This window comes from Nostoc sp. FACHB-892 (assembly GCF_014698795.1).
GTDB lineage: Bacteria > Cyanobacteriota > Cyanobacteriia > Cyanobacteriales > Nostocaceae > Nostoc.
The window spans coordinates 52,485-77,111 of the sequence record NZ_JACJTR010000015.1; the positions used below are offsets into that span (position 1 = coordinate 52,485).

At 42.9% G+C, this 24,627-nt stretch carries 13 protein-coding genes; 9 read left to right on the forward strand and 4 right to left on the reverse strand.

What is annotated here, in order from left to right:
- Positions 1-19: 19 nt before the first annotated feature.
- The 3 genes from murD to H6G96_RS20045 form a co-directional block, all read right to left on the reverse strand.
- The gene (gene murD / locus H6G96_RS20035; RefSeq protein ID WP_190913078.1) at positions 20-1,615 is read right to left on the reverse strand and encodes a UDP-N-acetylmuramoyl-L-alanine--D-glutamate ligase; all 1,596 of its coding nucleotides are present in this window, start codon (positions 1,613-1,615) and stop codon (positions 20-22) included.
- Between the two features lie 82 nt (positions 1,616-1,697).
- Entirely contained in the window at positions 1,698-3,851 is a 2,154-nt protein-coding gene (gene glyS / locus H6G96_RS20040) for a glycine--tRNA ligase subunit beta (RefSeq protein ID WP_190913079.1), read from the reverse strand.
- Complete coding sequence (locus H6G96_RS20045; RefSeq protein ID WP_190913080.1) at positions 3,833-4,147, reverse strand: hypothetical protein; 315 nt, start codon at positions 4,145-4,147, stop codon at positions 3,833-3,835. Before H6G96_RS20045 ends, glyS begins: the two co-directional genes overlap by 19 nt.
- A 1,028-nt stretch (positions 4,148-5,175) precedes the next feature.
- Here H6G96_RS20045 and H6G96_RS20050 point away from each other — a divergent pair.
- From H6G96_RS20050 to H6G96_RS20065, 4 genes are all read left to right on the forward strand, one after another.
- Complete coding sequence (locus H6G96_RS20050) at positions 5,176-6,465, forward strand: glycosyltransferase family 4 protein (RefSeq protein ID WP_190913081.1); 1,290 nt, start codon at positions 5,176-5,178, stop codon at positions 6,463-6,465.
- Between the two features lie 449 nt (positions 6,466-6,914).
- Positions 6,915-7,562, forward strand: a complete 648-nt coding sequence (locus H6G96_RS20055; RefSeq protein ID WP_190913082.1) for a TetR/AcrR family transcriptional regulator — start codon at positions 6,915-6,917, stop codon at positions 7,560-7,562.
- Between the two features lie 286 nt (positions 7,563-7,848).
- Positions 7,849-9,456, forward strand: coding sequence for an efflux RND transporter periplasmic adaptor subunit (locus H6G96_RS20060; protein WP_190913083.1), 1,608 nt, complete (start codon positions 7,849-7,851; stop codon positions 9,454-9,456).
- 121 nt (positions 9,457-9,577) lie between these two features.
- Entirely contained in the window at positions 9,578-12,769 is a 3,192-nt protein-coding gene (locus H6G96_RS20065) for an efflux RND transporter permease subunit (RefSeq protein WP_190913084.1), read from the forward strand.
- Between the two features lie 346 nt (positions 12,770-13,115).
- Here the strand turns inward: H6G96_RS20065 and H6G96_RS20070 are convergent, their stop codons facing one another.
- Complete coding sequence (locus tag H6G96_RS20070; RefSeq protein ID WP_190913085.1) at positions 13,116-15,029, reverse strand: heavy metal translocating P-type ATPase; 1,914 nt, start codon at positions 15,027-15,029, stop codon at positions 13,116-13,118.
- Positions 15,030-15,142: 113 nt separating this feature from the next.
- Between H6G96_RS20070 and H6G96_RS20075 the strand changes: the two genes are divergently transcribed.
- From H6G96_RS20075 to H6G96_RS20095, 5 genes are all read left to right on the forward strand, one after another.
- Positions 15,143-15,490: an STAS-like domain-containing protein gene (locus tag H6G96_RS20075; protein WP_190913086.1), complete on the forward strand. Its 348-nt coding sequence runs from the start codon at positions 15,143-15,145 to the stop codon at positions 15,488-15,490.
- A 273-nt stretch (positions 15,491-15,763) separates the two neighbouring features.
- Entirely contained in the window at positions 15,764-16,894 is a 1,131-nt protein-coding gene (locus H6G96_RS20080) for a precorrin-8X methylmutase (protein WP_190913170.1), read from the forward strand.
- Positions 16,895-17,251: 357 nt separating this feature from the next.
- The gene (locus H6G96_RS20085; RefSeq protein WP_190913087.1) at positions 17,252-20,614 is read left to right on the forward strand and encodes a DUF4912 domain-containing protein; all 3,363 of its coding nucleotides are present in this window, start codon (positions 17,252-17,254) and stop codon (positions 20,612-20,614) included.
- A 468-nt stretch (positions 20,615-21,082) separates the two neighbouring features.
- Complete coding sequence (locus tag H6G96_RS20090; RefSeq protein WP_242063342.1) at positions 21,083-21,430, forward strand: hypothetical protein; 348 nt, start codon at positions 21,083-21,085, stop codon at positions 21,428-21,430.
- Between the two features lie 326 nt (positions 21,431-21,756).
- Positions 21,757-24,576: a CHAT domain-containing protein gene (locus H6G96_RS20095; protein ID WP_199339635.1), complete on the forward strand. Its 2,820-nt coding sequence runs from the start codon at positions 21,757-21,759 to the stop codon at positions 24,574-24,576.
- Positions 24,577-24,627 lie beyond the last annotated feature (51 nt).

Here is a 24,627-nt window from a genome sequence, read left to right on the forward strand (position 1 = left end):
AAGTCACACAATAAATGAATTAAGGCAGAGAAGATGAAAGAATCGAGTTGTATTGAAGTTTCTCTCCTTCTGCCCAAGCAAGGCACAACTGACGGAAGCGATCGCCCCGCACCTCAAAATTGGGGTACTGATCGAAACTCGCACAAGCTGGAGATAGCAACACCACAGGCGCTTCATACTCCTTAGCTAATTCCGCCGCTCTAGGAACTGCCCTTTCCATTGTTTCCACAATATGGTATGAATAATACCCCACCTCTTGGAGGCGTTGGGCGAATGCGGGTGCAGCAGAGCCAATTAATAATACAGCAGCAGCTTTGGTTTGAATTTGTTCTAGCCAGCCCGTATCATCACCTGCTTTGGCTTCTCCACCAGCAATTAAAATCGCTGGACTTTTCACAGATGCTAAACCAACTTCGGCAGCATCGTAGTTAGTAGCTTTGCTGTCGTTAATGAAATCAATACTTTCCCAAGTGCAGATATGCTCCAAACGATGAGCAACACCGGGGAATTCAACAATAGCACGTGCGATCGCATCACGATTAATTCCCGCTAATCGTGCCGTTGCTACTGCCATCAAGAGATTTTGTTGGTTATGTTCTCCCACCATTCGCAAAGTAGATACTTTCACAATCGGTTCTGGTATAGAGGTTGCAGTCAATTTCTCCACAACCCAGTCATTCTCGATGTAAAAGCCTTTTTCGCTAATCAGGAAATCTTTTCCTTTTACACTTGTCCAATAAGCATTAGGCCAAGCACTTAAACCTTGTTGCCTCAAGTAGGGATCATCGCCATTGAATACTTGCAATTCGGACTGACGTAACAGCTTGGCTTTGATGTTGTAATAATTCTCTAAAGTCTTATGGCGACTCAGATGATCCGGTGTGAAAGTCGTCCAAACACCGATGCGTGGTGCAAGAGAGCTTGAAGATTCTACTTGATAGCTGCTAACTTCCGCAATCACCCAATCGAGTGAAAAGTTAGGAGTTAGGAGTGAGGAGTTAGGAGTGAGGAGTGAGGAGTTAGGAGTGAGGAGTGAGGAGTGAGGAGTTAAAAGTGAGGAATTATCAAATGCTTCCCCTGCCTCCCCTGCTTCCCCTGCCTCCCCTGCTTCCCCTGCCTCCCCTGCTCCCTGCTCCCTGCTCCCTTCCCCTCTCCCCTTCCAAGATAGGGCAACATCACAAGCGGCGTAGCCAATATTACCGCAGGCGGGTGCATTTAAGCCTGCTGCTTGGAAAATGGCAGCAATCAAAGCTGTGGTAGTAGTTTTACCGTTAGTGCCAGTAATTCCTACCCAAGGTAGCGATCGCAAATTTCGCCAAGCGAGTTCCATTTCCCCGATGGTTTCAATACCTAATTGGCGTGCCTTGATTAATACGGGAATATCCCAAGGCACGCCAGGACTAACGACTATTAATTGGGGTAAATTAGCACCATTCAATTCTGGGGATTGGCCTAGTTTAACGGTTATTTGCTCGGCAGCGAGTTTTTGTTGTTGTTGTAGGAGGGTTTCGGAGGTGTTGCTATCACTTAGCTCTACCTCCCAACCTTCTCCTTTCAACAATCTCGCCGCAGCAACACCGGACTTTCCCAATCCAATTACAGTAGCTCTAGGCATAGATTGCAGCAGAGTCCCTGGTTAAGCACTCCCTATAGTAGCGTCTATTGGCAAAAATTACACAACTTTTTGTTGACCTACGCTACAGATTTTTGACGATCGCACCAAAGTCAGCTAGAACACGGGCATGATTGCGAACCAATCCCAGTAAGTGCAATCGATTACGCTTAATTTCTGGATCGGAGTCCATAACTAATACGCTATCTGGGCCATCAAAGAAGTTACTAACTGTTGGAGCAATTTTTGTTAGTGCTGCTATTAACAGTTGATAATTTCGTGTTTGCTGTGCTGTTTTGGTTTGCGGTACTGATTCGATTAAGGCATTATACAAAGCTGGCTCAGAGGGCTTTTGGAATAATTCTGGACGAACAACAGTTGTAGGTTCTAGCTGTTTTGTATCCAAATCTCCTTGGGCAGCTAATCGTGTGGAACGGTTAACGGTTTCGTAGATGTTCTCTAAGGTACGGTCATTGCGGATTTGTTGTAAATATAAGGCGCGATCGCGCACATCCAATAAATCCTTTAACGTCCGTTCTGTGTATTCTGGGTCATTTTCTCCCAAAACTGCATTTACCAAGTCGTAATCAATCTGCTTTTCTTCTTGCAGTATAGTGCGGATACGTTGTAAGAAAAACTCTTGTAATGCTGCGGTTAATGATGCCTGATCTTTGCGATATTTGGCTGCAAAGTCTGTGGATATTTGCGCTAATAAATCATCTAAATTTATCGGCAAATTATAAAACCAAATAATTTTAACTACAGCATTAGCAGCACGTCGCAAAGCGTAGGGATCAGAGGAACCGGAGGGAATTAACCCTAAACCAAAGATACTTACCAAAGTATCTAATTTATCTGCCAAACCAACAATTTGCCCTGTAAGTGTTTCGGGTAAATTGTCACCTGCTCCTGTTGGCAAATAATGTTGAAAAATTGCTTTTGCTACCTCGGCATCTTCACCACTGGCTAAGGCATATTTTTCTCCCATGATGCCTTGCAATTCGGGAAATTCATAAACCATTTGAGTTACCAAATCTGCTTTACACAATAAAGCAGCACGTTGGATCTTTTGGCTTTGATTTTCTGCTAATCCTAATTGGGTAGTAATTTGCTCGGCAATCTTAACTACTCTATCTATCTTGGTACGCACCGAACCCAATTCTTCTTGGAAGGTGACTTTTTCTAACTGGGGTAAGAAGCTTTCTATTGGCTTAGTTAAATCAGCTTCGTAAAAAAATCTGCCATCAGCTAATCTGGCACGAATTACTCTTTCATTCCCGACGGCAACAATATCTGATTTATTGGGATCAGCGTTAGAAATGGTGATGAAATTGGGCAATAATTCTTGTTCAGAACTATCTGGTTTGAATACAGGAAAATAACGTTGATGAGTCACCATAACTTCAGTAATTACCTCAGTTGGTAATTCCAAAAATTCTGGTTCAAATTTACCGACAACTGTAGAAGGATATTCTACAAGGTTGGTTACTTCCTCTAACAAATCGGGGTAAATTACTGTATACCCGCCTAAATTCTCTGCTACAGCCTTTACTTGCTCTTTAATAATGTTTGCCCGTTCTTCTGGATCAACGTTGACATAGGCAGACTTGAGGGCGGTAACGTAATCAGTCGCTTGAGCAATTGTCACAGGTGCAGGATGTAAAACCCGATGACCTTGAGAAATGCGATCGCTCTGAATCGTTTTAGAACCATTTACTAATTCTAGAGGTAGCAGCGTCTGATCTAACAAAGCTACCAGCCAGCGAATCGGTCGAGAAAATCTCCCATCTCCATCTCCCCAACGCATTAAACGCTTACCTTCTAAACCCCAAATCCATTGGAAAACCAGTTCTGTCAAAATTTCTGCCACAGGACGGCCGGGAATTCTTTTTTGCACAAAGACAAATTCCCCTTTGTCAGTGGGGCGAAGGAAGAGGGTATCTAGTTCCACACCTTGCTTTTTGGCAAAGCCGACAGCAGCAGCAGTAGGCTGACCATCTTTAAAGGCGGCTTGGGCGGGGGGCCCTTTGATTTCTTCTTCTCGGTCTGCTTGCTGGGATGGTAGACCTTTAATCAATACCGCCAAACGCCGGGGAGTACCGTACACTTGGACACTTTCACCCTGAAGGCTGTTTGCATCCAAACTTTGGGGAATTCGTTCTCGCCATTGTATTAAGGCATCACTGAGAAAGCTTGCAGGTAATTCTTCTGTACCAACTTCTAATAGAAACGCAGGCATAGGTCACTGTTTTCAACTTTGCGTAGCTCAACTTTATCAGTTATTATCAGGCGATCGCTCGTGATTTTGAGGCAACTAGAGTTTGAATGTTTCTCGTGAGTCTTTAAAATACCGCAGTTTTCATCTGCATTTTGTACCTCACTTAAAAAGCAAAGTGCTGTATCTACCATCTTTGCTCCACATCCAACAATAGTCGTAAACAGTTGACCAAGCTGGAAAATCAGTGAGTAAGCCTTGCCAGATACATCCCTAAAATGGATAAAGTCAAACTTAGGTTCGTTAGATAGACTTGGCATTTCTCCAAAACTTCACAAAAAAAGTGTTTATCTTCATTGATTTATTACATTTTTACAGCAATTTCATTCGGTATTTACTTATACATATTTTATAGTTAAGTTAGTGTTGTTTATAGATTGATATCTGCATGATTTAAATCAACTTTGGAGTTATCGCTCTTTTATATATCTGAAGAGAGAAAAATAAAATACCGACCTTGAATCTTTTTCAAAGCCTCACTTGATTGGAACCAAGTACGCAGAAACAAAATAATGTTCTAAATATTCTTTAACGAGAGTAATAAAAGAGCGTTATGACAATGAAAAATATTTTCGCCAAAATTGCCTTTAACACAGCAATCAACGCTACTTTTAATGTTACATAGGCTATCAATAACCGCGGCATCTAACAATCTAAATCAAGCTGTTGATTTCAACTTTATCTACCAAGGTGATGTTGCGTTGCATTACATTTGATGCATTACGGCTTTTTCCAGTCACAGATAGATAGATCCAAATACGAAGCTACTCAAGACACTAGCGCTAAAAAGTTAGTGCCTTTGAATTACTGAAAAAATCGGATGTTCACCCATGAATGCAATACTCATTACTTGGTTAAAAATACCTAATGTGCCAGTTTTCAAGGCGGAATGCGGGTTATATGCATGATATTAAATATCATGTTACAATCTCCTAAGTGTAAATTTAACAATTAAATTCGCTTTTAAATAAGTTAACGATTATTACATATATATAGTGGTATATAGTGGAAGCCTAAAATAATTGATCAGTTAAAAGCTATTATTAACACTGATAACTTTTTACTGTACGGTTAAGGGACTTTATCCAAGCAGAAAAATGAATATTTGAGAACTAATAACTGTTAAAATCTATTTAGAAAATTCTAAGCAGTGGTTATCGAAATTATGATTTTTTTAAATCATAATTTAATCACAATCTAAATTAAATAATTAAAGTAGCAGGCCCTACTGAAATTAGCAATAAATGCGCTTATCTCAGGCTGTCTTCACCAAATTTATAAATAGCCTATGCACATTCTGATATATTCTTACAACTATCATCCAGAGCCGATTGGAATTGCTCCCTTAATGACTGAATTGGCAGAAGGATTAGTAAAGCGAGGTCATGAAGTGCGGGTGATTACCGGAATGCCCAACTATCCTGAGCGTAGAATTTACGATGAGTATCGGGGTAAATGGTACGTTACTGAGCAAAAAAATGGTGTCACCATTCAACGAAGTTATCTCCGAATTAAGTCTAAACCTAACTTAGTAGATCGGCTATTACTAGAGTTAAGTTTTGTTTTCACGAGCTTACCCCAAGCCTTTAAAGGCGGACGGCCTGATGTGATTATCTTAACAGTTCCGCCTCTTTTAGCTATTTTACCAGCAACAATATTTAGTTGGTTATACAACTGTCCAGTAGTTCTAAATGTGCAAGATATTTTACCAGACGCTGCCGTACGTATCGGGCTATTGAAAAACAAGTGGATGATCCGAACTCTTGCAGCCTTAGAGAAATTTGGATATCGAACTGCACACACTATTACTGTCATTGCCGATGGGTTTCGGGAAAATTTAGTGAATAAAGGAGTACCTGTTAATAAAATCGTTTGTATTCCCAATTGGGTGAATGTAAATTTCATCTGCCCTTTACCAAAACAGAAGAATTCCTGGATATCTAGCCATCAACTTGATGGAAAATTTGTAGTTCTTTATTCGGGTAACATTGCTCTAACGCAAGGTTTAGAAACAGTAATAGAAGCAGCAGTTTGCTTACGTCATATTAGGGATATTGTCTTTGTCATCGTTGGTGAATCAATAGCATTGCAGAGGTTGCAGGAATATTGTCTTATAAATGGAGCAGATAATGTTTTGCTGCTACCGTTGCAGCCGCGAGAAAAACTACCTGAAATGCTAGCAGCATCTGATGTAGGGTTAATTGTGCAAAAGCGCAATGTGATTTCGTTCAATATGCCTTCAAAAATACCACTACTGTTGGCGAGTGGTCGCCCGATTGTGGGTTCAGTTCCTCCTAGTGGTACTGCTGCAAAAGCAATCCAACTCAGTGGGGGTGGGATAATTGTGAAGCCAGAATCACCCAATGCAATGGCTGCTGCGGTGCATGATTTATATGCTAATCCTACTCTAGGGGCGAGGTTAGGTAACGCAGGAAGACAGTTTGCCGAAGAAAACTATTCTTTGGAGCAAGCACTTGATCGGTATGAAGGGCTGCTTTCTCATGTTGTTACTAATCGAAAATCAACTGTACGTATCTTGCCGAAATTGAATTCCAAGAAATCAGTTGTCGATGGTTGAACATAGCAGGAGACTGAGGATTCTTATTACCAAAATGGGATGCTCTCTTAATTAGCTATTGTGAAAACAAAACCCTAATTAGAAAAAATTAAATCACCCAAATGGGTGAGTTAACAATCAACCGATCGGGTGACCTAAGTGTAGGAAGTTGAGATTGCTAAAAAATAGGAATCTAGAGAATACTGATTGATTGCACATCGTTCTTGGTGAGGATAACTCGATGAAACTTGCAACCTCGCTTAATAAAGCTAAACTAACACCTTAGGCGTAGCCTGCCGTTTGCGGGAGGGTGTCGCAGACAAGCCTCTCCAAGAGTTGGCATTGCTCCATACTCTTCTCTTCCCTAAGATCAGTATTCACTATAACTTAAGAGCGATAAACTGATCTGTAATTTATACTAATCTCAAGTTTTATGTGGTTATAATGCAAGCAAGCACTTGCAAACACTCATGGAAAACTCAGCATCAAGGACGGCACAAACCCATGCACGCTTGATAAAGGCAGCAACTAAAGTGTTTGCAACGGCTGGTTTAACTGGAGCTACAACACGAGAAATTGCTCGTGTTGCTGCGGTCAATGAGGTAACTTTATTTCGTCATTTCCAGAACAAAGAGCAACTACTAGCTGCTGTGATTACCGAAGCGATCGCTTTACAGGCGGAAGCTTTAGCCCATCAGGACAACTGGACTCAAGACCTATATATTGACCTCAAGAATTATGCAAGGCTTTGCAACCAGATCATGGAGGAGCATGAAGACCTGATTCGGACATTTATTGGGGAAGCGAAGCGACATCCCCAGGCTGCCCGTCTGGTCTTATACGAAACTGACAAATCATTGCGCGAACAACTGGTTGTGTACTTGCAGAAAAGTCAAGAGAAGGGCACGGTGTCTTCAGATATAGATTTGAAAGCATCTGTGGATAGTTTCACGGGTATGTTGCTTCACGGTATCCTGCGTTTTAGCGATATCCCTAGCACATTAGAATACAGTCGTGAATGCTACATCGAAACTTGTGTCAATTTATTTGTGCGCGGTATTAGCACTTTGCCATTGAAAGAGGCAGGATGTTCTGTTAATTTGCCCGCAACAAGATAAACCATGTTTTTCTTTGAGCTAGAGTCATGGGTTTATGCTGACTAAAAAAGTTTTATAAATTACACTTTAAAAAATTGCTAGGAGCCGAAAAATGTACAAAATAACCATAGTGTGCTAAAGGACATTGGCTCGTTTCAAGTGCTACACAACATGAGCGATCGCCCCAATACCTAAATTAATATTTGTCACCAACATCAAGAAAGAAGGGCTAAAAACTATTCAAACAATGCTTTTTTAGCAAAGAGTAGATTGCCCAAGTCTAAATCCACAAGACGAGAAACCAAAGATGTCCCATTCTGAGTTCCCTGATTCTCACCTGCCTGTTGAAATAGAACAGCCTGCTGTTAATGATTCGAGTCAAGAGTCCCTCCCAAAACTAGAGCGATCGCCTAAGCCACCTCAAAAACGGCGTTGGCCCATGATATTGGGAATTGTTCTGCTAGTTGCAGGTATTGGTTTTGGTTGGCGCTGGTGGCAAACTAGTAATGCTAGTAATCCAGGAGCAGGTGGGCCTGCTGCTGGTCAACCGATGGCAATTCCCGTCAAGCTAGCGACTGTGCAAACTGAAACAGTGCAGGAAAGTTCGGAGTTTATTGGCTCCTTAGAGGCTCCACGTTCGGCAATCATCAAGCCACAGGTTGATGGACGAATTACCAATATTTTCATTCAAGAGGGCAACCGTGTTCAACAAGGGCAAGCTATTATTAGCCTGGAAAGTGATAGTGTCCAAGCGCAATTATCACAAGCAAAAGCTGGACTAGCACAAGCTCAAGCACGTCTTGCTGAATTGGAAGCGGGTACACGAAAAGAAGAAATTGCCCAAGCTAGAGCGCAGTTAACCCAAGCTCAAGCTCGTCTTCGAGATGCCCAATCAGGATCGCAACCACAAGAAATCGCTCAGGCTGAGGCTCAAATTCAATCAGCTAAATCTGATGTGGAATTAGCACAATCACGAGCCAAGCGCTACGCACAATTGAGAAAAGAGGGCGCAGTTTCTCAAGATACCTTAGAAGGATATGTTAAAGAACAGCAAAGTGCTGAAGCTGCCCTTGTCGTTGCCCAGAAACGCCTAGACCAACTTCGCCAAAGCAGAAGTTCTAGTATCAATGAGCTAACTGCTGCCGTGGAACAACAGAAACAAAACTTAAGGCAACTTGAAAATGGTTCCCGTCCAGAAGAAATTGCCCAAGCGCGATCGCAAGTAAGTCAAGCAGCGGCTGAAGTCCAAGTTGCCCAAGTCCAACTGCAATACACAAAAGTTCTGGCACCTTTCACTGGTATTGTTGGTGATATTCCAGCAAAGGTGGGAGATTTTGTGGAAAGAGCAGATCAGCTCACTACATTAACTAGAAATGACTCTTTAGAACTGAATATTTCCGTTCCCCTAGAAGAAGCTAAAAAGTTACGCTTGGGATTACCAGTGCAAATGCTGAACGCCCAAGGCAAAACCACAGCAAGGGGTAAACTGAGTTTCATTTCTCCAGATGCAAGTTCAGATTCACAGACAGTTTTAGTTAAAGCCAACTTTGGTAATTCTAGAAGTCAATTGGTCAATCGCCAGACAGTGCAAACCAAAGTAATTTGGAACGAACGTCCAGGAATTTTAATTCCAGTTACAGCAATATCTCGCCTGGGTGGAGAAACTTTTGTATTTGTGGCTCAAACACCAACAGAAAAGAAAGCTGAAGCGCCAGCAGAAAAAAAAGCTGGAGCGCCATCTTTAGTTGCTCAACAAAAACCTGTGAAATTGGGAGCTATTGAGGGGAATAATTATCAAGTTATCGAAGGACTAAAAGCTGGAGACAAAATTGTTATTTCTGGTATTCTCAACCTAACTAATGGCGCTCCCATCACTCCAGCACCGGAACAAGTGGGTAGTATTCAGAAGCCTTAGCTGAAGGGGGTAGGGAGCAGGGGGAGATGAGTCAGACAAGGAAGATAATGCCTAGTTCCCAATTCCCAATTCCCAATTCCCAATTCCCAATTCCCAATTCCCAATTCCCAATTTTTAAATTATGTTTGTTGATTTCTTTATTAAGCGACCAATTTTTGCATCGGTCTGCGCGATCGTTATCCTTTTAGTAGGATTAATCAGTATTCCATCACTACCGATCGCCAGATTCCCAGAAATTAGTCCCACCCAAATCACTGTAACTTCCAACTATAGCGGAGCTAGTGCAGAAGTCGTAGAAAGCGGAGTGACAAATATCTTAGAAAGGCAAATCAACGGGGTTGAGGGACTAAGATATCTCACTTCCAGCAGCAGTAACGATGGTACTAGTACCATTACAGCCACCTTCGATCCATCGCGGGATAAAGATATTGCAGCTGTAGATGTGCAAAATCGTGTTTCTGTTGCCCAACCACAACTACCAGACTCTGTGCAACGCACGGGAGTGCGAGTATCGAAAGAATCTAGTAACATCCTTTTAGCGATTGGTTTATTTGCTGAAAATAAAGAGTACGACAATACATTCTTAAGTAACTATGCCGACCTTTACTTAGCAGATGCCTTAAAAAGAGTCAAAGGTGTAAGCAACGTTCAAATTTTTGGCGAACGCCGCTATGCAATGCGCCTGTGGCTAGATCCAACTCGCCTTGCCAATCGGGGGCTAACAACTCAGGATGTAGCAAATGCTTTATCCGAACAAAACTTGCAAGTTGGTGCAGGGAGAATTGGACAAGAACCTGCTCCTGAAGGACAAAGGTATCAACTTGATGTACGTGCTGCTAGCCGATTAGCAGAACCAGCAGAATTTGAAGAAATTGTCCTCAAAACTGGAGATAATGGCACATTAGTCAAGCTCAAAGATGTCGGTAGAGCAGAACTGGGTGCAGAAAACTACAGTTCATTTCTACGATTTCGTGCTAATGATGCTGTCGGTTTAGGGATTTATCAGGTTCCTGGTAGTAATGCCTTGGATGTAGCTAAGGGAGTCAAAGCCGAAATTGCGCGATTGGCTCCAAGTTTTCCCCCAGGCATGAAATATCAGGTAGCTTTTGACACAACCATGTTTGTCGAAGAGTCGATGGCAGAAGTGCTTAAGAGCCTGATTGAATCGGTGGTGCTGGTTGTAATTGTAATTTTTGTGTTTTTGCAGGACTGGCGAACTACTTTAATTCCCGCAATTAGTATTCCGCTTTCCTTTATTGGGATATTTGCCTTTGTTAAAGTTTTTAACTTTTCGATTAATAGTTTGACTTTGTTTGGTCTGACTTTAGCATCAGGGATGGTGGTAGATGATGCGATCATTGTAGTAGAGCAAATCAGCCGTTTTATTCAGGATAAAGGAATTAGTCCTCGCCAAGCCGCTAGTGAATCAATGAGGGAACTGTTTGGCGCGGTTATTGCCACTTCACTAGTATTGATGGCGGTGTTCGTACCAGTGGCGTTCTTTCCGGGAACCACAGGCGCACTTTATCGGCAATTTGCGCTGACGATCGCTTTCTCCATTGCGATTTCGACTTTTTTGGCTTTGACTCTGATACCTTCTTTGTGTGGAGTGTTGCTGCGTCAAGGACAAAGACCTTCAGGCTGGCTGGGTTGGATTTTTGGCCATATAAATCGATTTCTCGACTGGTTACAGCATAGTTATAAGCGATCGCTTACCTTTCTCGCACGCATCAAAGGTATTGTAATTGGGTTGTTTATTGTTTCTTTGGGAATGACTGCTTGGCTGTACATGACAGTACCGACAGCTTTTCTACCCGATGAAGACGAAGGTTACTTCATCACAATTATCCAAGGGCCGCAAGGGGTTTCGTTGCAATATACCAGCGATGTAATTGCACAGGTAGAAAAAGAAATTCTGCAAATTCCTGAAGTAGTGGGGACTTTTGCGATCGGAGGATTTGGTTTTAGTGGTAGTACAGCTAACAGTGGCATCATATTTACCACTTTAAAATCATGGGATGAGCGCTCAAAACCTGATCAATCAGTACAGGCGATTATTGGCAGCTTGCAAGGGAAGTTGTTGGCAATCCCAGAAGCCAGGGTTTTTCCTGTGAATCCGCCCCCAATTCAGGGTTTAGGTAACTTTGGCGGCTTCGTCTTTCAACTGCAAGACCGCAGAGGTAATAGTGGTTTAGAAAATCTAGTCCAGTCGATGGGTAAATTGCTGGGTCAAGCTAATCAAACACCTGGATTACAAGCTGTATTTAGTACCTTTGCCGCAGATACACCACAATTGCTTGTGGAAGTAGACCGCAATAAAGCTAAATCATTGCAAGTTTCTATAGATGATGTCTTCAGTACTTTACAAACTGCTTTGGGATCGCAATATGTAAATGATTTCAATCTCCAGCAGCGCAATTACCGGGTGTATCTCCAGGCAGATCAACAGTTTCGTTCTAACCCAAAAGATATTGGTAAACTATACGTTCGTTCTCAAAATAATCAAATGATTCCTTTGAGTAACTTAGTCACAGTTACTCCGACTGTGGGAGCGCAAACTATCAATCACTACAATCTGTTCCGCTCAATTGAAATTAATGGTGCCGCCGCCCCTGGCTCTAGTTCGGGAGACGCAATTAAAGCAATGGAACAAGTTGCTAAAGAAGTTTTACCAGCAGGTTATGGCTATGAATGGTCAGGGACTGCATTAGAAGAAATAGATTCTGGTGGTTTAGCACCCCTGATCTTTGGATTAGGATTGGTATTTGTATTTTTGGTACTAGCTGCTCAATACGAAAACTACATTGACCCCTTTATCATTCTGTTATCAGTTCCCTTAGCTATTTTTGGAGCGCTTGTTGCTCAATCGTTACGGGGTTTTTCTAATGATGTTTACTGTCAAATTGGTCTAGTAATGTTGATTGGTTTGGCTAGCAAAAACGCTATTTTGATTGTGGAATTTGCTAACCAATTGCGAGATCAAGGCCTTTCGATGACTAAAGCAGTAATTGAAGCTTCACAAGAACGGTTACGTCCAATTTTGATGACTGGCTTTTCTACTCTTTTAGGAATTTTCCCCTTGGCTAATTCTACAGGTGCTGGTGCAGGTAGTCGCCAATCTTTGGGAACAGCAGTTTTTGGTGGAATGTTAATTGCGACTTTCTTGAGTTTGTTTGTAGTACCAATTTTGTATATCGTTATTAAGACGGCGACAGAGCGCTTTATCAAACCAAATCGGCTTCAACAATTGCAAACAGAAGGTATGTCATTGGATGGTAAAACTGTTGCATATTCAGCAAAAGCTGAGGATTAATTCGTAATTTGTAATTAATTGTTCTCTGCCGTTTAGATACAGTTCGGTTAGCTTGTTTATCGAACGAAGATCCCCCCAACCCCCCTTAAAAAAGGGGGATATTTTTTACTATTTATTACCGTTAACAAAGTTTTAGGGATATGTGCAGCATTATGCGATGATGCTGAGACTGCATACGGGACACTGGAATCATGCGAATGTTCTTGTATTAAGTTTACGTGCGACTACAGTAACGATCGCAAACAAGAGGTCTATATTTTAACAAACCGCAGAAAAGCCAGTGCGCCCTTGCGGTTCCCCGACTTGTAGCAACTGGCGCGACACAGAGAAAAGAGAGAAAAGTAGTTTATTTCAGCAATCTTAGACCACTGAGGGTAACCAATACTGTAGAACCTTCATGTCCAATCACGCCGATGGGTAGATTAATATTTCCTAGAAAGTTGCCCACCAAAAGCAACATAATGAAACCCAACGCTACGACTATATTCTGTTTTACTATGGCTTGCGATCGCCTACCCAAATGCATCGCCACGGCAATTTTTTCTAACTTGTCTGCCATCAGTACTATATCTGCGGTTTCTAATGCCACATCGCTACCAGACACACCCATCGCTATACCTACAGATGCTTGCGCTAGGGCTGGTGCATCATTAATCCCATCGCCTACCATTGCGACAGTTTGATATTCTTGCTGTAGACGGCGGATAACATCTAGTTTATCTTCTGGTAAAAGTTGAGCATATACCCGATCAATTCCTACTGCTTTAGCAACACTGTGAGCAGTTTCCTGATTATCCCCAGTTAACATGACAATTTGTTCAATTCCCAGTTGCTTTAAACGGGTAATGGTTGCGGCTGCTTGCGATCTTACTTCATCTGCGATCGCAATTACACCCATCACCTCTGCTATATTTCCCTGTGCTACCCAAACGACAGTTTTACCTTCTTGCTCTAAAGATTGAGCCATTTTTCGTAATTCTTCAGGTAAATTTGTAACATACTGTTGCACAAAAATGGCATTGCCGACAATTACCTGTTGTTCTTGAGCAATTCCCACAATTCCTTGTCCAGGTATGGCTTGTACTTGGATTGCACCAACTACATCTAGATCACCAGCCGCCTGCACAATTGCCCTACCAATGGGATGTTCTGAATATGATTCTACACTAGCTGCGGCTTTTAATACATCTTGTTGAGTGTATTCACTAACTACAATTACTTGGAATACCTGCACCTGCCCTGTTGTCAGAGTACCAGTTTTATCAAATGCGATCGCTCGAACTTTGCCAATCTTCTCTAACTGCGCCCCATTCTTAAACAAAATCCCCTGTCTTGCACCATTCGCGATTCCCGAAAGCAGCGTAGGCATTATTGCAGCCATCAGCGCACAGGGAGAAGCTACCACCAGGAAAGTAAGCGCTCGATAAATGGTAGTTTCCCAATCCCAATCCCAAAGAAATGGCGGTAAAGTTGCCAGCAATATCCCCGCTACTACAATGACTTTGGCATATCCTTTTTCAAAGCGATCAATAAACTCTTGCGAAGGTGGTGCTTCTGTCTGCGCCTGTTCTACCAAGCGAATCACACGCTGAATTAAACTGCTTTGGGCTGGTTTGTGTACCTTAATCTGCAATGCACCATAGCCGTTGAGTGTGCCGGCAAATACTTCTGCGCCCACTGTTTTCTCTATAGGTAAAGACTCGCCTGTGATTGCAGCTTGATTGAGAGTGCTGTAACCAGATAAAATTATCCCATCAGTAGGAATTAGCTCTCCAGGTTTGACGATAATCTCATCACCGACTTTTAGCTGACTGATAGGAATTTCCTCTTCCTTTCCTTGAAGTAAAACCCTTGCTGTATCTGGTGTCAGGCTCATCAAACTTTTGATACTCCGCTCAGTTCGCGCCATTGCATAGCCTTCTAGTGCGCCACTGATAGCAAAGATCAGAATCAAAATTGCCCCATCAATAATTAGATGATATTCTCTTCGCCATAAGCCGAGGCTAGCAGCACCAATAGCCGCCACAATCATCAGCAAATCTACATCGAGTTCTTTTTCTTTGAAGAGGGTAGTTAATCCCTCCCGCGCACTTTCGTAACCACCGATTACATAAGCAGCTGGTAGCAGTAGCAACGCCAATCCCAACCAACCGAGATGTAAGGCGAACCATCCGAGAAATAACAGTAAGCCACACAAAAGGGCTGCTACGGTATCTGCGTGTTCTCTGGTGAATTGGCCCAAACGTTGGGGGTAGAGCATGAGAGGTGATTTTACAGGGACCCTCTTACGTTAAACCTTGACATTAATGTTAATGTCAAGGTTTATAATGATTTTGAAACGCAGAGTGGGTAGGTTTGCAGAGTGATTTTCTAATGGCACACAAAATTTTTGATCTTGTCGGAAAATACGCCATCAGCGCTGAGAATGGGCAGAAGGTATATGACCAAATTCATCCAGTTATGCTTGCTGGCAACCCTGTAGAATTAGATTTTACTGGAGTTCAGGCTTTTGCTTCTCCTTTTTTCAATTTTGCGATCGGTCATCTCTTGAAGGATATTCCAGCAGATAACCTTAATCGGCTGGTTGAATTCACAGCTATAAGTTCTGAGGGGTGGAATGTTCTTGAGCGTGTAATTACCAATGCGAAGCATTACTATTCCGACGAGCAATTTCGTAATGCGGTTGATGCAGCGATCGCAGATCAGGCTGCAACTTTTTAAAGCATGGTGGTCAACCTTAGAATTCAAGCTGATATCATCGACATTAAAACTGATAATCCCAAGCAGGGTGATATTTTCCTTTTAGATACAAACGTCTAGTTTTGCCAGACTTATACAAATGCTGCTTTTGGTACTAAAACCTCCAAATTCAGCAAGTTTAACTAAGCTAGATTAAAAGCGTAGGCACGCAGTCGCTTGTCGTCAGACATCGCCTTTTCTAAACGCTCCCTCCACAATAAATAATTAACCTTTATTAAGACGTAACTCGTGGAAATCAAAAGTAGCGATCTGACAATTAAGCAGTTAACGCACTTGGTAGGCGGCGGTTTAACTCCGCGGATGGTGCGACATTACCATCAATTGGGACTGTTACCGCAACCAGTGCGATCGCACAGCAATTACCGTCTCTACACCAAAAAAGATGTTCTCAGGTTGCAACGGATTGTAGCACTGAAGCAGCAAGGGTTTCAGCTAAATCATATCCGCAATATTTTGGAAGTGGAACCAGAAGCGGATACAACTACAAATCTGATGGCGCAACTTCAGCAGCAATATCGGGCGGTGATGCAACAAATTTCTCAACTGCGACAAACGGCATCAGCATTAGAAGGATTATTGGGGCGCGATCGCCATTGTCAAATTATGCAGGCGGAGGTTTTAGCACAACTTAAGTTACTCGATGTCGAAACTCAAGCTGGATTGGGGGGATTGGAAAATCTTTGGAGTGGTTTGGATGCAGAAATTCATACGCACTCGGAAGCTTTTTCAGAATCGCTACAACGCTTACTACCTGATTTGTCTCACCGTTCGGAAATTGAACAACACTTAATTTCTCAATTGGTTTTGGCTTGTGGCGATGTCAGTTTGGTGTCCTTTATCAAGTTGAGCCGAGGTGCGATCGCAGCTAGTCGAGAAGCCTTATCTTCAAGCTGTCAAATCGTTGTCGATACTCAAACGGTTGCGGCTGCTTTGGATCAAACTCGATTACTTCACTTGGGATGCCACATTGAAACCTTGATTGATAATCCTCACATTACTACTGCCACAGAAGCAGAAGTTGCTTTTTGGCAGCATCGAGAATGGCGAGAAAAATTGCTGCAAGTTAGTCAGGGTTGCGTGTTGGTAGTTGGTTATGCTCCCTCAGTCCTTGTAGAAGTTTGTGAAGCGATAACCAATCAAAAAATTCAGCCTGCATTAGTAATCGGAATGCCCATTGGCTTTAGCCATGCTCCCGCAGCCAAGCGACAACTGATGCAACAAGAGATACCTTTTATTACAGTCGCAGGGACTTTGGGAGGTGGCGCTTTAGCTGCTACTGCCTTAAATGCCTTGGTAGAGTCACTGATTGATAAGCCAGATTGTCATTGTTATCTCAAAAATGTAGTAAATTCTGGTGAATGCTGAAAAATTAGTACTCAGTACTCAGCACTACTGAAAATAATATTGTTAAATAATATTGAATTTGCTACACTTTACCAGTTTTAGTAATTCAATAATTCATAATTGTGGCCATAAGGTACAAACTTGGTATAAGTTGCAATATAAATTAGAACATTTTATAGTAAACAGACTCTAGCAATCAGAGTATAAATTATCATGCTATACAAGCTATTTGAAAGTATAGATCGATACAAGTGCATTGAAGAAACTTAGAAGTAAAGATAACTCAGATGTATAATTAGCGCGTCTCCTCCATAATCCTTAAAAAGATCGCTATTTAGGATTGGCAGGCTTTCTATTTTTTACTTTAATAAGGGGCTTATGTGGCAACAAGAAAAAAAAGATATTTCGATAGTTAGACTGGTATTATGGCTTGCCTTAGCTACAAGCCCTATGGCAGCAAATTTACTGGTGTCAGAACCCATGCTGGCACAATCTAAACCTGATTCTCCTGCTTTTACACTGTCGCAAACATTGCAAAATGAAACGACAGTAAGGATTGATGGTTCAAGTAGCTTAGGCGCAATTAACCAAAGCTTGAAAGAAAGTTTTGAAAAACAGTTTTCCGACAAAAAGGTTGAAATTGCCACTAACGGCACTGATACGGCACTGAAAAACTTGCTAGATGGCAAAATCGACATAGTAGCAATGGGGCGTGGGTTAACACCAGAAGAAAAAGCCCAAGGACTAGACCAAGTTCGCTTGTACCGTGAGAAGATTGCGATCGTGGTTGGTGCTGATAATCCTTTCAAGCAAAGCTTAACCAGTAGGCAATTCGCCCGCATTTTCCGAGGACAAATTACAAATTGGTCACAACTGGGAGGGCCTTCAAAGAAGATTCGGTTTATCGATCACCCGAACACGAGTGAGACTCGCAATACTTTTCGTACTTATCCAGCCTTTAAGAATGCCGAATTTGCTACAGGGGCCAATGCTATTCAACTGAGTGAGGATAATACCGCAGAAATCATCAAACAACTGGGTGAAGACGGCATTAGCTATGTCTTGGCTAATCAGGTGTCGAAGTTGCCAGGTGTGCGAGTTCTGCAATTAAATCAAGCCTTGCCAGATGATGAGAAATATCCCTTCTCGCAACCTTTAGTTTACGCTTACAAAAAAAATCCGAGTTTAAGCACAGTAGATTTTCTCGGCTTTACCCTTGTACCCTCAGGACAGCAGGCTATAGAACAAGGTAGAACGGCTGAAGCTGAGGCGATCGCAACTAACGTATTACAACCTGCTGTTACAGGTTCCCCCGATGCCCAGACGACACCTGCTGCTACGCCTTCCCCTGATGCAACTACTTCTGCATTTGGCGAACAGCCATTTGTGGCTCCTGCTACAGCACAAAGCAGTCCAATTGTAAATAGAGAAGCGCCATTTTGGTTGCTCCTACCTTTGTTTCTTGTAACTGTAGCTGCATCGTTTGGATGGTGGATTTGGGGAAAACGCCTATCGCCCACAGAAAAAACAGACAATTTACCAGAATCAGATCCTCATCCACCCAACACAGAAGATGGAGAAATGGCGGCGCTCAACGCCAGCACAGATCCCTCCCTTAACGGAGCGATGCATGAGGAACACCCAGTGCAGCAGTTCCAAGAGCCAGAAAGTCCAGAGCGCACTCCTTTCAACATCTATGCTCAAACACAATCTCACCTGACAGAAAATGCTACTCAAGGGACATCAAATTTAGTACAAGAGGGAACTAATGGTACCTCTAACTCTTATGAAGGCACAACATCAGGTGTAGCTAATGGCTCAGAAAATAACAACTTGGGAGCCGCAGCTTTAACCAATGGTGCAGCCCTGGCAACCGGCATCGGGGCGGCTAGCTGGTCTGCTTTTAACAACAAAAAAACAGAAACAGATGCCATTGATGAGACAGTTGAGCTAAACAATTATACGGAGACGAGCAATCCTGAGTCTGATTCTGATGAAATTGCATGGGACATAGAAGCCCCAGCAGCTGTAGTCAATACTTCATATCCTCACCTAGCTAATATTCCAGAAGAGGCATCTGATGTGGAACTACCTTTATCTGAGGAGACAACCCCACTCACGGAATTACCAGATGTAACAGAAATAACATCTAAATTTGGATATTGGGACACAGAAGTTAGTGAAGATCAGATAGATGACGAACTTCTAGATGACGAACTTCAGGCAGAATTGAATTGGCTAGAGAGTATTACCTCAACTGAAGATATATCAGTAGATGAAGTACCCTTACCAGAGTCTGACGAAGTGGCAGCCAATGTAGAACCCCCGGCTGCACAAACATCCTCAGCGCCGGATTTCCCAGAATTGCCAGAAGATTTATTGAATGTGGTAGCAGACGCAGCTGAACCCACAGTAGATTTGCCAGAGGAAGAATCTCAAGCAGAGCCTACTGTTGATGAAAGTATTGCCGAAACTGACTCCACGGATTTTGCTGCTGCTTTAGCAGCAGGTACAGGGATTGGAACCTGGGCTACTATTTCTGCATCAGATGCCGAAGAACAAACTGATACTACAGTTGACAATATACCCATTGCGGACGAAACAGCAATTGACTCCACAGATTTTGCCACTGTAGCAGCAGGCGCGGGGATTGCAGGCTGGGCTACTATTTCTGCATCAGATGCCAAAGAACAAACTGATACTACGGTTGACAATGTACCCATTACGGCCGAAACAGCTATTGACTTAGTAGATGCAGAAGAAGAGAGCAGTATTGTCCTCACACCACATACTTCTACATCGGCTCATGTCTCTTGGGAGATTTCCGAAACCAAGAAAGCAGCGCTACGCCAACAGGGCGGCTCTCAATTGGTAGTGCGGCTGTATGATGTCACTGGAATAGACTTGAGTTATCAAAGTCCCCAGCTTGTCCAGCAGTATGAATGTGACGAGACAGCGCACGATCGCTTTGTAGAAATTCCCATCAGCGATCGCAATTACATAGCTGAAATTGGCTATGTCGCTGATGGCGAACGCTGGTTATTCATCGCCCGTTCAGCAATTATTCGTGTCTTCAGTGCATTTTTTGCAGATCGCATAGTTGATGATATGCCGATTGCTGGTGAAACAGATATTAACTGGGATGTAGAAGAAGAGATTAGTGAAGAAGAAAGCAAAATACAGATCACACCTCGCACTCCTAAGTGGGCTTATGTTTCTTGGTACATTTCCAAGGCTCAGAAAGAAGCACTCCACCAACAGGGCGGCTCTCAACTAGTAGTGCGGTTGTATGATGTAACTGGGATTGACTTGAGTTATCAAAGTCCCCAGCTTATACAGCAGTATGAATGTGAAGAGGTAGCACGCGATCGTTTTGTGGCCATTCCCGTCAGCGATCGCGACTACATGGTTGAAATTGGCTATATCGCTGATAGCGATGCCTACGGCGGTAAACCACGTTGGTTACTCATAGCCCGTTCACCTAATGTTCGCGTTTTTAGTCGTTCCCACGAAGATTTTTGGTTTGTGGCAGATGCTGAGTTGATTATTCACGGAGCAACCCAACCAAATACAAGCGTAAACATTAGTGGTCATGCCGTCAAAATCAAACCCGATGGTACTTTCCACCTACGCCTTCCCTTTTCAGATGGTTTAATGGACTATCTCATAACGGTAGCTGCTGATGGGGAATCCACTAAAACTATCCATAAGAAGTTCTCTCAGGAAACTTCAGAAAGCTAGTACCGCAAGGCGGAAGTCAAAAGTCAAAAGTCAAAATGATTACAGCGTAAGCATTTCGTTGATTTGGAATTGGTTGTTTATTTCCACTGGTTGTACTAGTACTTACCTTTAGGACTTACGCAAAAGCTAATGAAAGTAGCGGTAATTCATGAATTACCGCTACGCAAGAATAAGGTTTTCGGCTACATCTTGCGTAATATCATGTCCGCTTGATTGCTTATTAAACCCGAAGAACCCCACCCCGCTTTTGTCTAGCGACAAAACCTCCCCTCCCCGTGAACGGGGAGGGGATTAAGGGGAGCCAGTGCGGTCTTCTCTGCGAGACGCTGCGCGATAGCGCCAGCGTTAGCGACGGAGGAGCGTCTGGGGTCTCCCCAAGTAGAGCATCTAGCGTGTGGGGTAAAACGCCTGTGGAATAAGCGTTTTAACTTAAGTTGACACCAATGGGCAAAGACAAGCCCCTACACCTTGCAATATAATCTTGTACCGCATCTGAATGGGAACCGCAATAGACACGCTGAAATAACAAATGGGTACGCCAAAATAGCAAATGGGTACGCCGAAATAGCAAATGGGTACGCCGAAATAGCAAATGGGTACGCCGAAATAGCAAATGGGTACGCCGAAATAGCAAATGGGTACGCCGAAATAGCAGATGGGTACGCCGAAATAGCAAATGGGTACGCCGAAATAGCAAATGGGTACGCCGAAATAGCAAATGGGTACGCTGAAATAGCAAATGGGTACGCCGAAATAGCAAATGGGTACGCTGAAATAGCAAATGGGTACGCTGAAATAGCAAATGGGTTGGCGTAGACCGCCGTAGGCATCGCCATGATTGCAACAATTTAGCTTTGTCACGCCAGCGTAACGCACAGCAATTCTTTGGTAGATGAAGTTTTTCCGACTTGTGTATACAACGTAGCCTAAAAGGAGAGAATAGGGACAGGGTTCATTTGCTAAAAACCTTGCTGTATATAAGTCAATACGCTTGGATTGTAGCAAGATACCGCAGAGTACGAAGTGAAACTGCCTTTACACTTGCGGAAAACACCAAAATGAGAAAGCAAACTGAGGTTTGAGTAAGTCAAAGGTCATTTTACTTGCGATAAACACCAAAATGAATAAGTTAATAATTGCGTATGAAACGGCTAAATCATTTTCTACTAGCGCTGTTGACTGCGTTTCTATGCATAGTTTTATCCCCTGTTTTGGCAAAACCTCCTGTTGTCTACTCTGCCATGCAAAATTTGCTTGAGCAAGAGAAGTGGGGAAAACAAGGAAATGCAGAAAACAGGGAATTGGTGAATGCTCAATCCCCTAGTCCCTACTCTCTACTCACAGTTAAAAGCCAAGCATCCCAAGCGGAAAGTTTAGTGGAGCAGGGAAAAACATTATATGAAACGGGACAATTTACTGAAGCGGTCAATGTTTTGCAACAGGCTGCTGCTGCGTTTACAGCCTCTAGGGATGAATTAAAGGAAGCGATGACACTGAGTAATCTCTCTTTAGCTTATCAGCAACTTGGCTTGTGGGCTGAAGCTGAGAAAGTGATCGCCCAAAGTTTAAAGTTATTACACCCAAGGGAAAATACGGACACTTCTGGTCACCAATCGCAAATTCTCGCACAAGCCCTAGATATGCAAGGGCAGTTACAACTGGCACAAGGACAAGCAGAAGCGGCCTTAACTACTTGGCAAAAAGCGGCTGATATTTATCAGAAAATAGGAGACAGGTCTAAATTAACTCGTAACCGCATTAACTCTGCACAAGCTTTGCAAGCTTTAGGGCTTTATCTTCAAGCTAACAAAGTTTTAAACGAAGTACAGCAAACCCTTACAAGCCTTCCAGACTCACTTCTGGTAGCTACAGGATTGCGTAGTCTTGGCAACATTCGCCGAGTTGTCGGAGATTTAAACGTATCACGCTTGGTATTGGGGAAAAGTTTAGAAGTGGCAAAGCGAGTGCAATCTCCAAAAGCGATCGCTGAGGCTCAACTCAGTTTAGGCAACACAGCCCGTGCCCAACAAGACACTGAAGCGGCTTCGCAATACTACCAGGAGGCTGCTGCTGTATCTGTTTCCTCCATCACCCGCATTCAGGCTCACCTCAATTTACTGAGTCTACTTTTGGAGAAAAAGCAAGATCAAGATGCATTGGCATTGTCGTCTCAAATCCAGTCGGAAATTAGCAACTTACCACCCAGCCGAACCTCAGTATATACTCGGATTAAATTTTCCCAAAATCTTACCCAATTAAAAGAAAAAACTAGCCTAGATACCCCCTCATGGCTGAACATTGCCCAGCAATTGTCCACCGCGATCAAGGAGGCGCAAAGCTTACAAGATCGGCGAGCAGAATCTTATGCTATGGGCAGCCTTGGTGAGTTGTATGAAAAAACCAGCCAGTTTTCTGATGCTCAAGAGCTTACCGAGAAAGCTTTATTCATAGCGCAAAGTATTAATGCATCGGATATTACTTATCAATGGGAATGGCAACTGGGACGCATACTGAAAAAAAAGGGAGATATTAAAGGCGCGATCGCATCCTATAATGTAGCCTACAAGACCCTTCAATCTCTGCGTGGTGATTTAGTAGCCATTAATCCAGACGTTCAATTTTCCTTCAGGGAAAATGTTGAGCCGGTGTATCGAGAGTTAGTTGAATTGCTGTTGCGTTCTGACGTTCGTGTTGGCGCAGGCTCTGGTATAGAAACGGAACGAAGTTCAGGGAGTATCGCTTCTTTTGAGGACGCTCCTTCACCTTTGGCATCTCCCCTTGGAAAAGGACTCGCTAACACTCCGCGATCGCCCCAAGAGAGTATCAATCAAAACAATCTAAAGCTTGCTCGTGATGTAATTGAATCTCTGCAATTGGCAGAACTGGATAACTTCTTTCGGTCAGCTTGTTTAACTCCTAGGCAGGAACTTGATCCAGTAGTTGACAAGCAAGACCAACAAGCAGCAGTGATCTATCCGATTATTTTGCCAGACCGCTTAGATATTATCCTCAAGTTGCCTAATCAAGACTTGCGCCACTACAAGACTGTAACAGCTCAAGCTGATATAGAAAACACAATAGCAGAACTAAGGAAAAACTTACTAAATGTCACTGCGACTGTTCGAGTTAAGCAGCAGTCCCAACAAATATATGACTGGTTAATTCGACCTGCACAAGCAGAATTAACCAAAAATGGGATAAAAACCTTAGTGTTTGTACTAGATGGTCAGTTGCGGAATATTCCGATGGCGGTTTTATACGACAAACAGCAGGAGAAATATCTGGTAGAGAAATATGCGATCGCCTTGACACCGGGTTTACAACTCCTTGATCCCAAACCTTTGCGACAGGTACAGCTAAATGCTTTAACTGCTGGAGTCAGTGAAAAACGCCCAGTCGAAGGCAGAGAATTTCCCGAATTGCAAAATGTCCCACGAGAATTAAAAGAAATTAAATCTGAGGTATCCAAGAGTGAGGAACTGTTAAATCAAGAGTTTACTCAAACAAACCTGCAAAACAAGTTGCAAACAGTTCCCTTCTCTGTGGTTCACCTAGCAACTCACGGTGAATTTAGTTCTGATGCTGAAAACACCTTTATTCTCACCTGGGATAAACTGATTAAGGTTAAAGAATTTGATAATCTACTGCGAGTTAGCGACAAAAACAGGTCTAACTACATTGAATTACTTGTCCTGAGTGCTTGTCAAACTGCTGAGGGAGATAAACGAGCAGCTTTAGGATTAGCTGGGATAGCTATGCGGGCGGGGGTACGCAGTACACTAGCAACATTATGGTCAATAGATGATCGTTCTACCACCGATGTAATGAGTGAGTTCTATCGACAGTTAAAAGCTGGGGTGAATAAAGCCGAGGCACTCCAGCGTGCCCAATTATCAGTTTTTGCTAACGAAAAAGCTCCATACTTCTGGGCACCTTACGTTTTAGTAGGCAATTGGCTCTAATGTGCCCCAGAAATCCGGTTTCTCTAAACTAATACCAATTTTAAAAAAGAA

Coding starts and splice junctions, on each gene's coding strand:
- H6G96_RS20070 (WP_190913085.1), bottom strand. CDS start 15,029: ATGCTCTACCCCCAACGTTTGGGCCAATTCACCAGAGAACACGCAGAT.
- H6G96_RS20085 (WP_190913087.1), top strand. CDS start 17,252: ATGTGGCAACAAGAAAAAAAAGATATTTCGATAGTTAGACTGGTATTA.
- H6G96_RS20050 (WP_190913081.1), top strand. CDS start 5,176: ATGCACATTCTGATATATTCTTACAACTATCATCCAGAGCCGATTGGA.
- H6G96_RS20055 (WP_190913082.1), top strand. CDS start 6,915: ATGGAAAACTCAGCATCAAGGACGGCACAAACCCATGCACGCTTGATA.
- glyS (WP_190913079.1), bottom strand. CDS start 3,851: ATGCCTGCGTTTCTATTAGAAGTTGGTACAGAAGAATTACCTGCAAGC.
- H6G96_RS20065 (WP_190913084.1), top strand. CDS start 9,578: ATGTTTGTTGATTTCTTTATTAAGCGACCAATTTTTGCATCGGTCTGC.
- H6G96_RS20045 (WP_190913080.1), bottom strand. CDS start 4,147: ATGCCAAGTCTATCTAACGAACCTAAGTTTGACTTTATCCATTTTAGG.
- murD (WP_190913078.1), bottom strand. CDS start 1,615: ATGCCTAGAGCTACTGTAATTGGATTGGGAAAGTCCGGTGTTGCTGCG.
- H6G96_RS20095 (WP_199339635.1), top strand. CDS start 21,757: ATGAAACGGCTAAATCATTTTCTACTAGCGCTGTTGACTGCGTTTCTA.
- H6G96_RS20060 (WP_190913083.1), top strand. CDS start 7,849: ATGTCCCATTCTGAGTTCCCTGATTCTCACCTGCCTGTTGAAATAGAA.
- H6G96_RS20075 (WP_190913086.1), top strand. CDS start 15,143: ATGGCACACAAAATTTTTGATCTTGTCGGAAAATACGCCATCAGCGCT.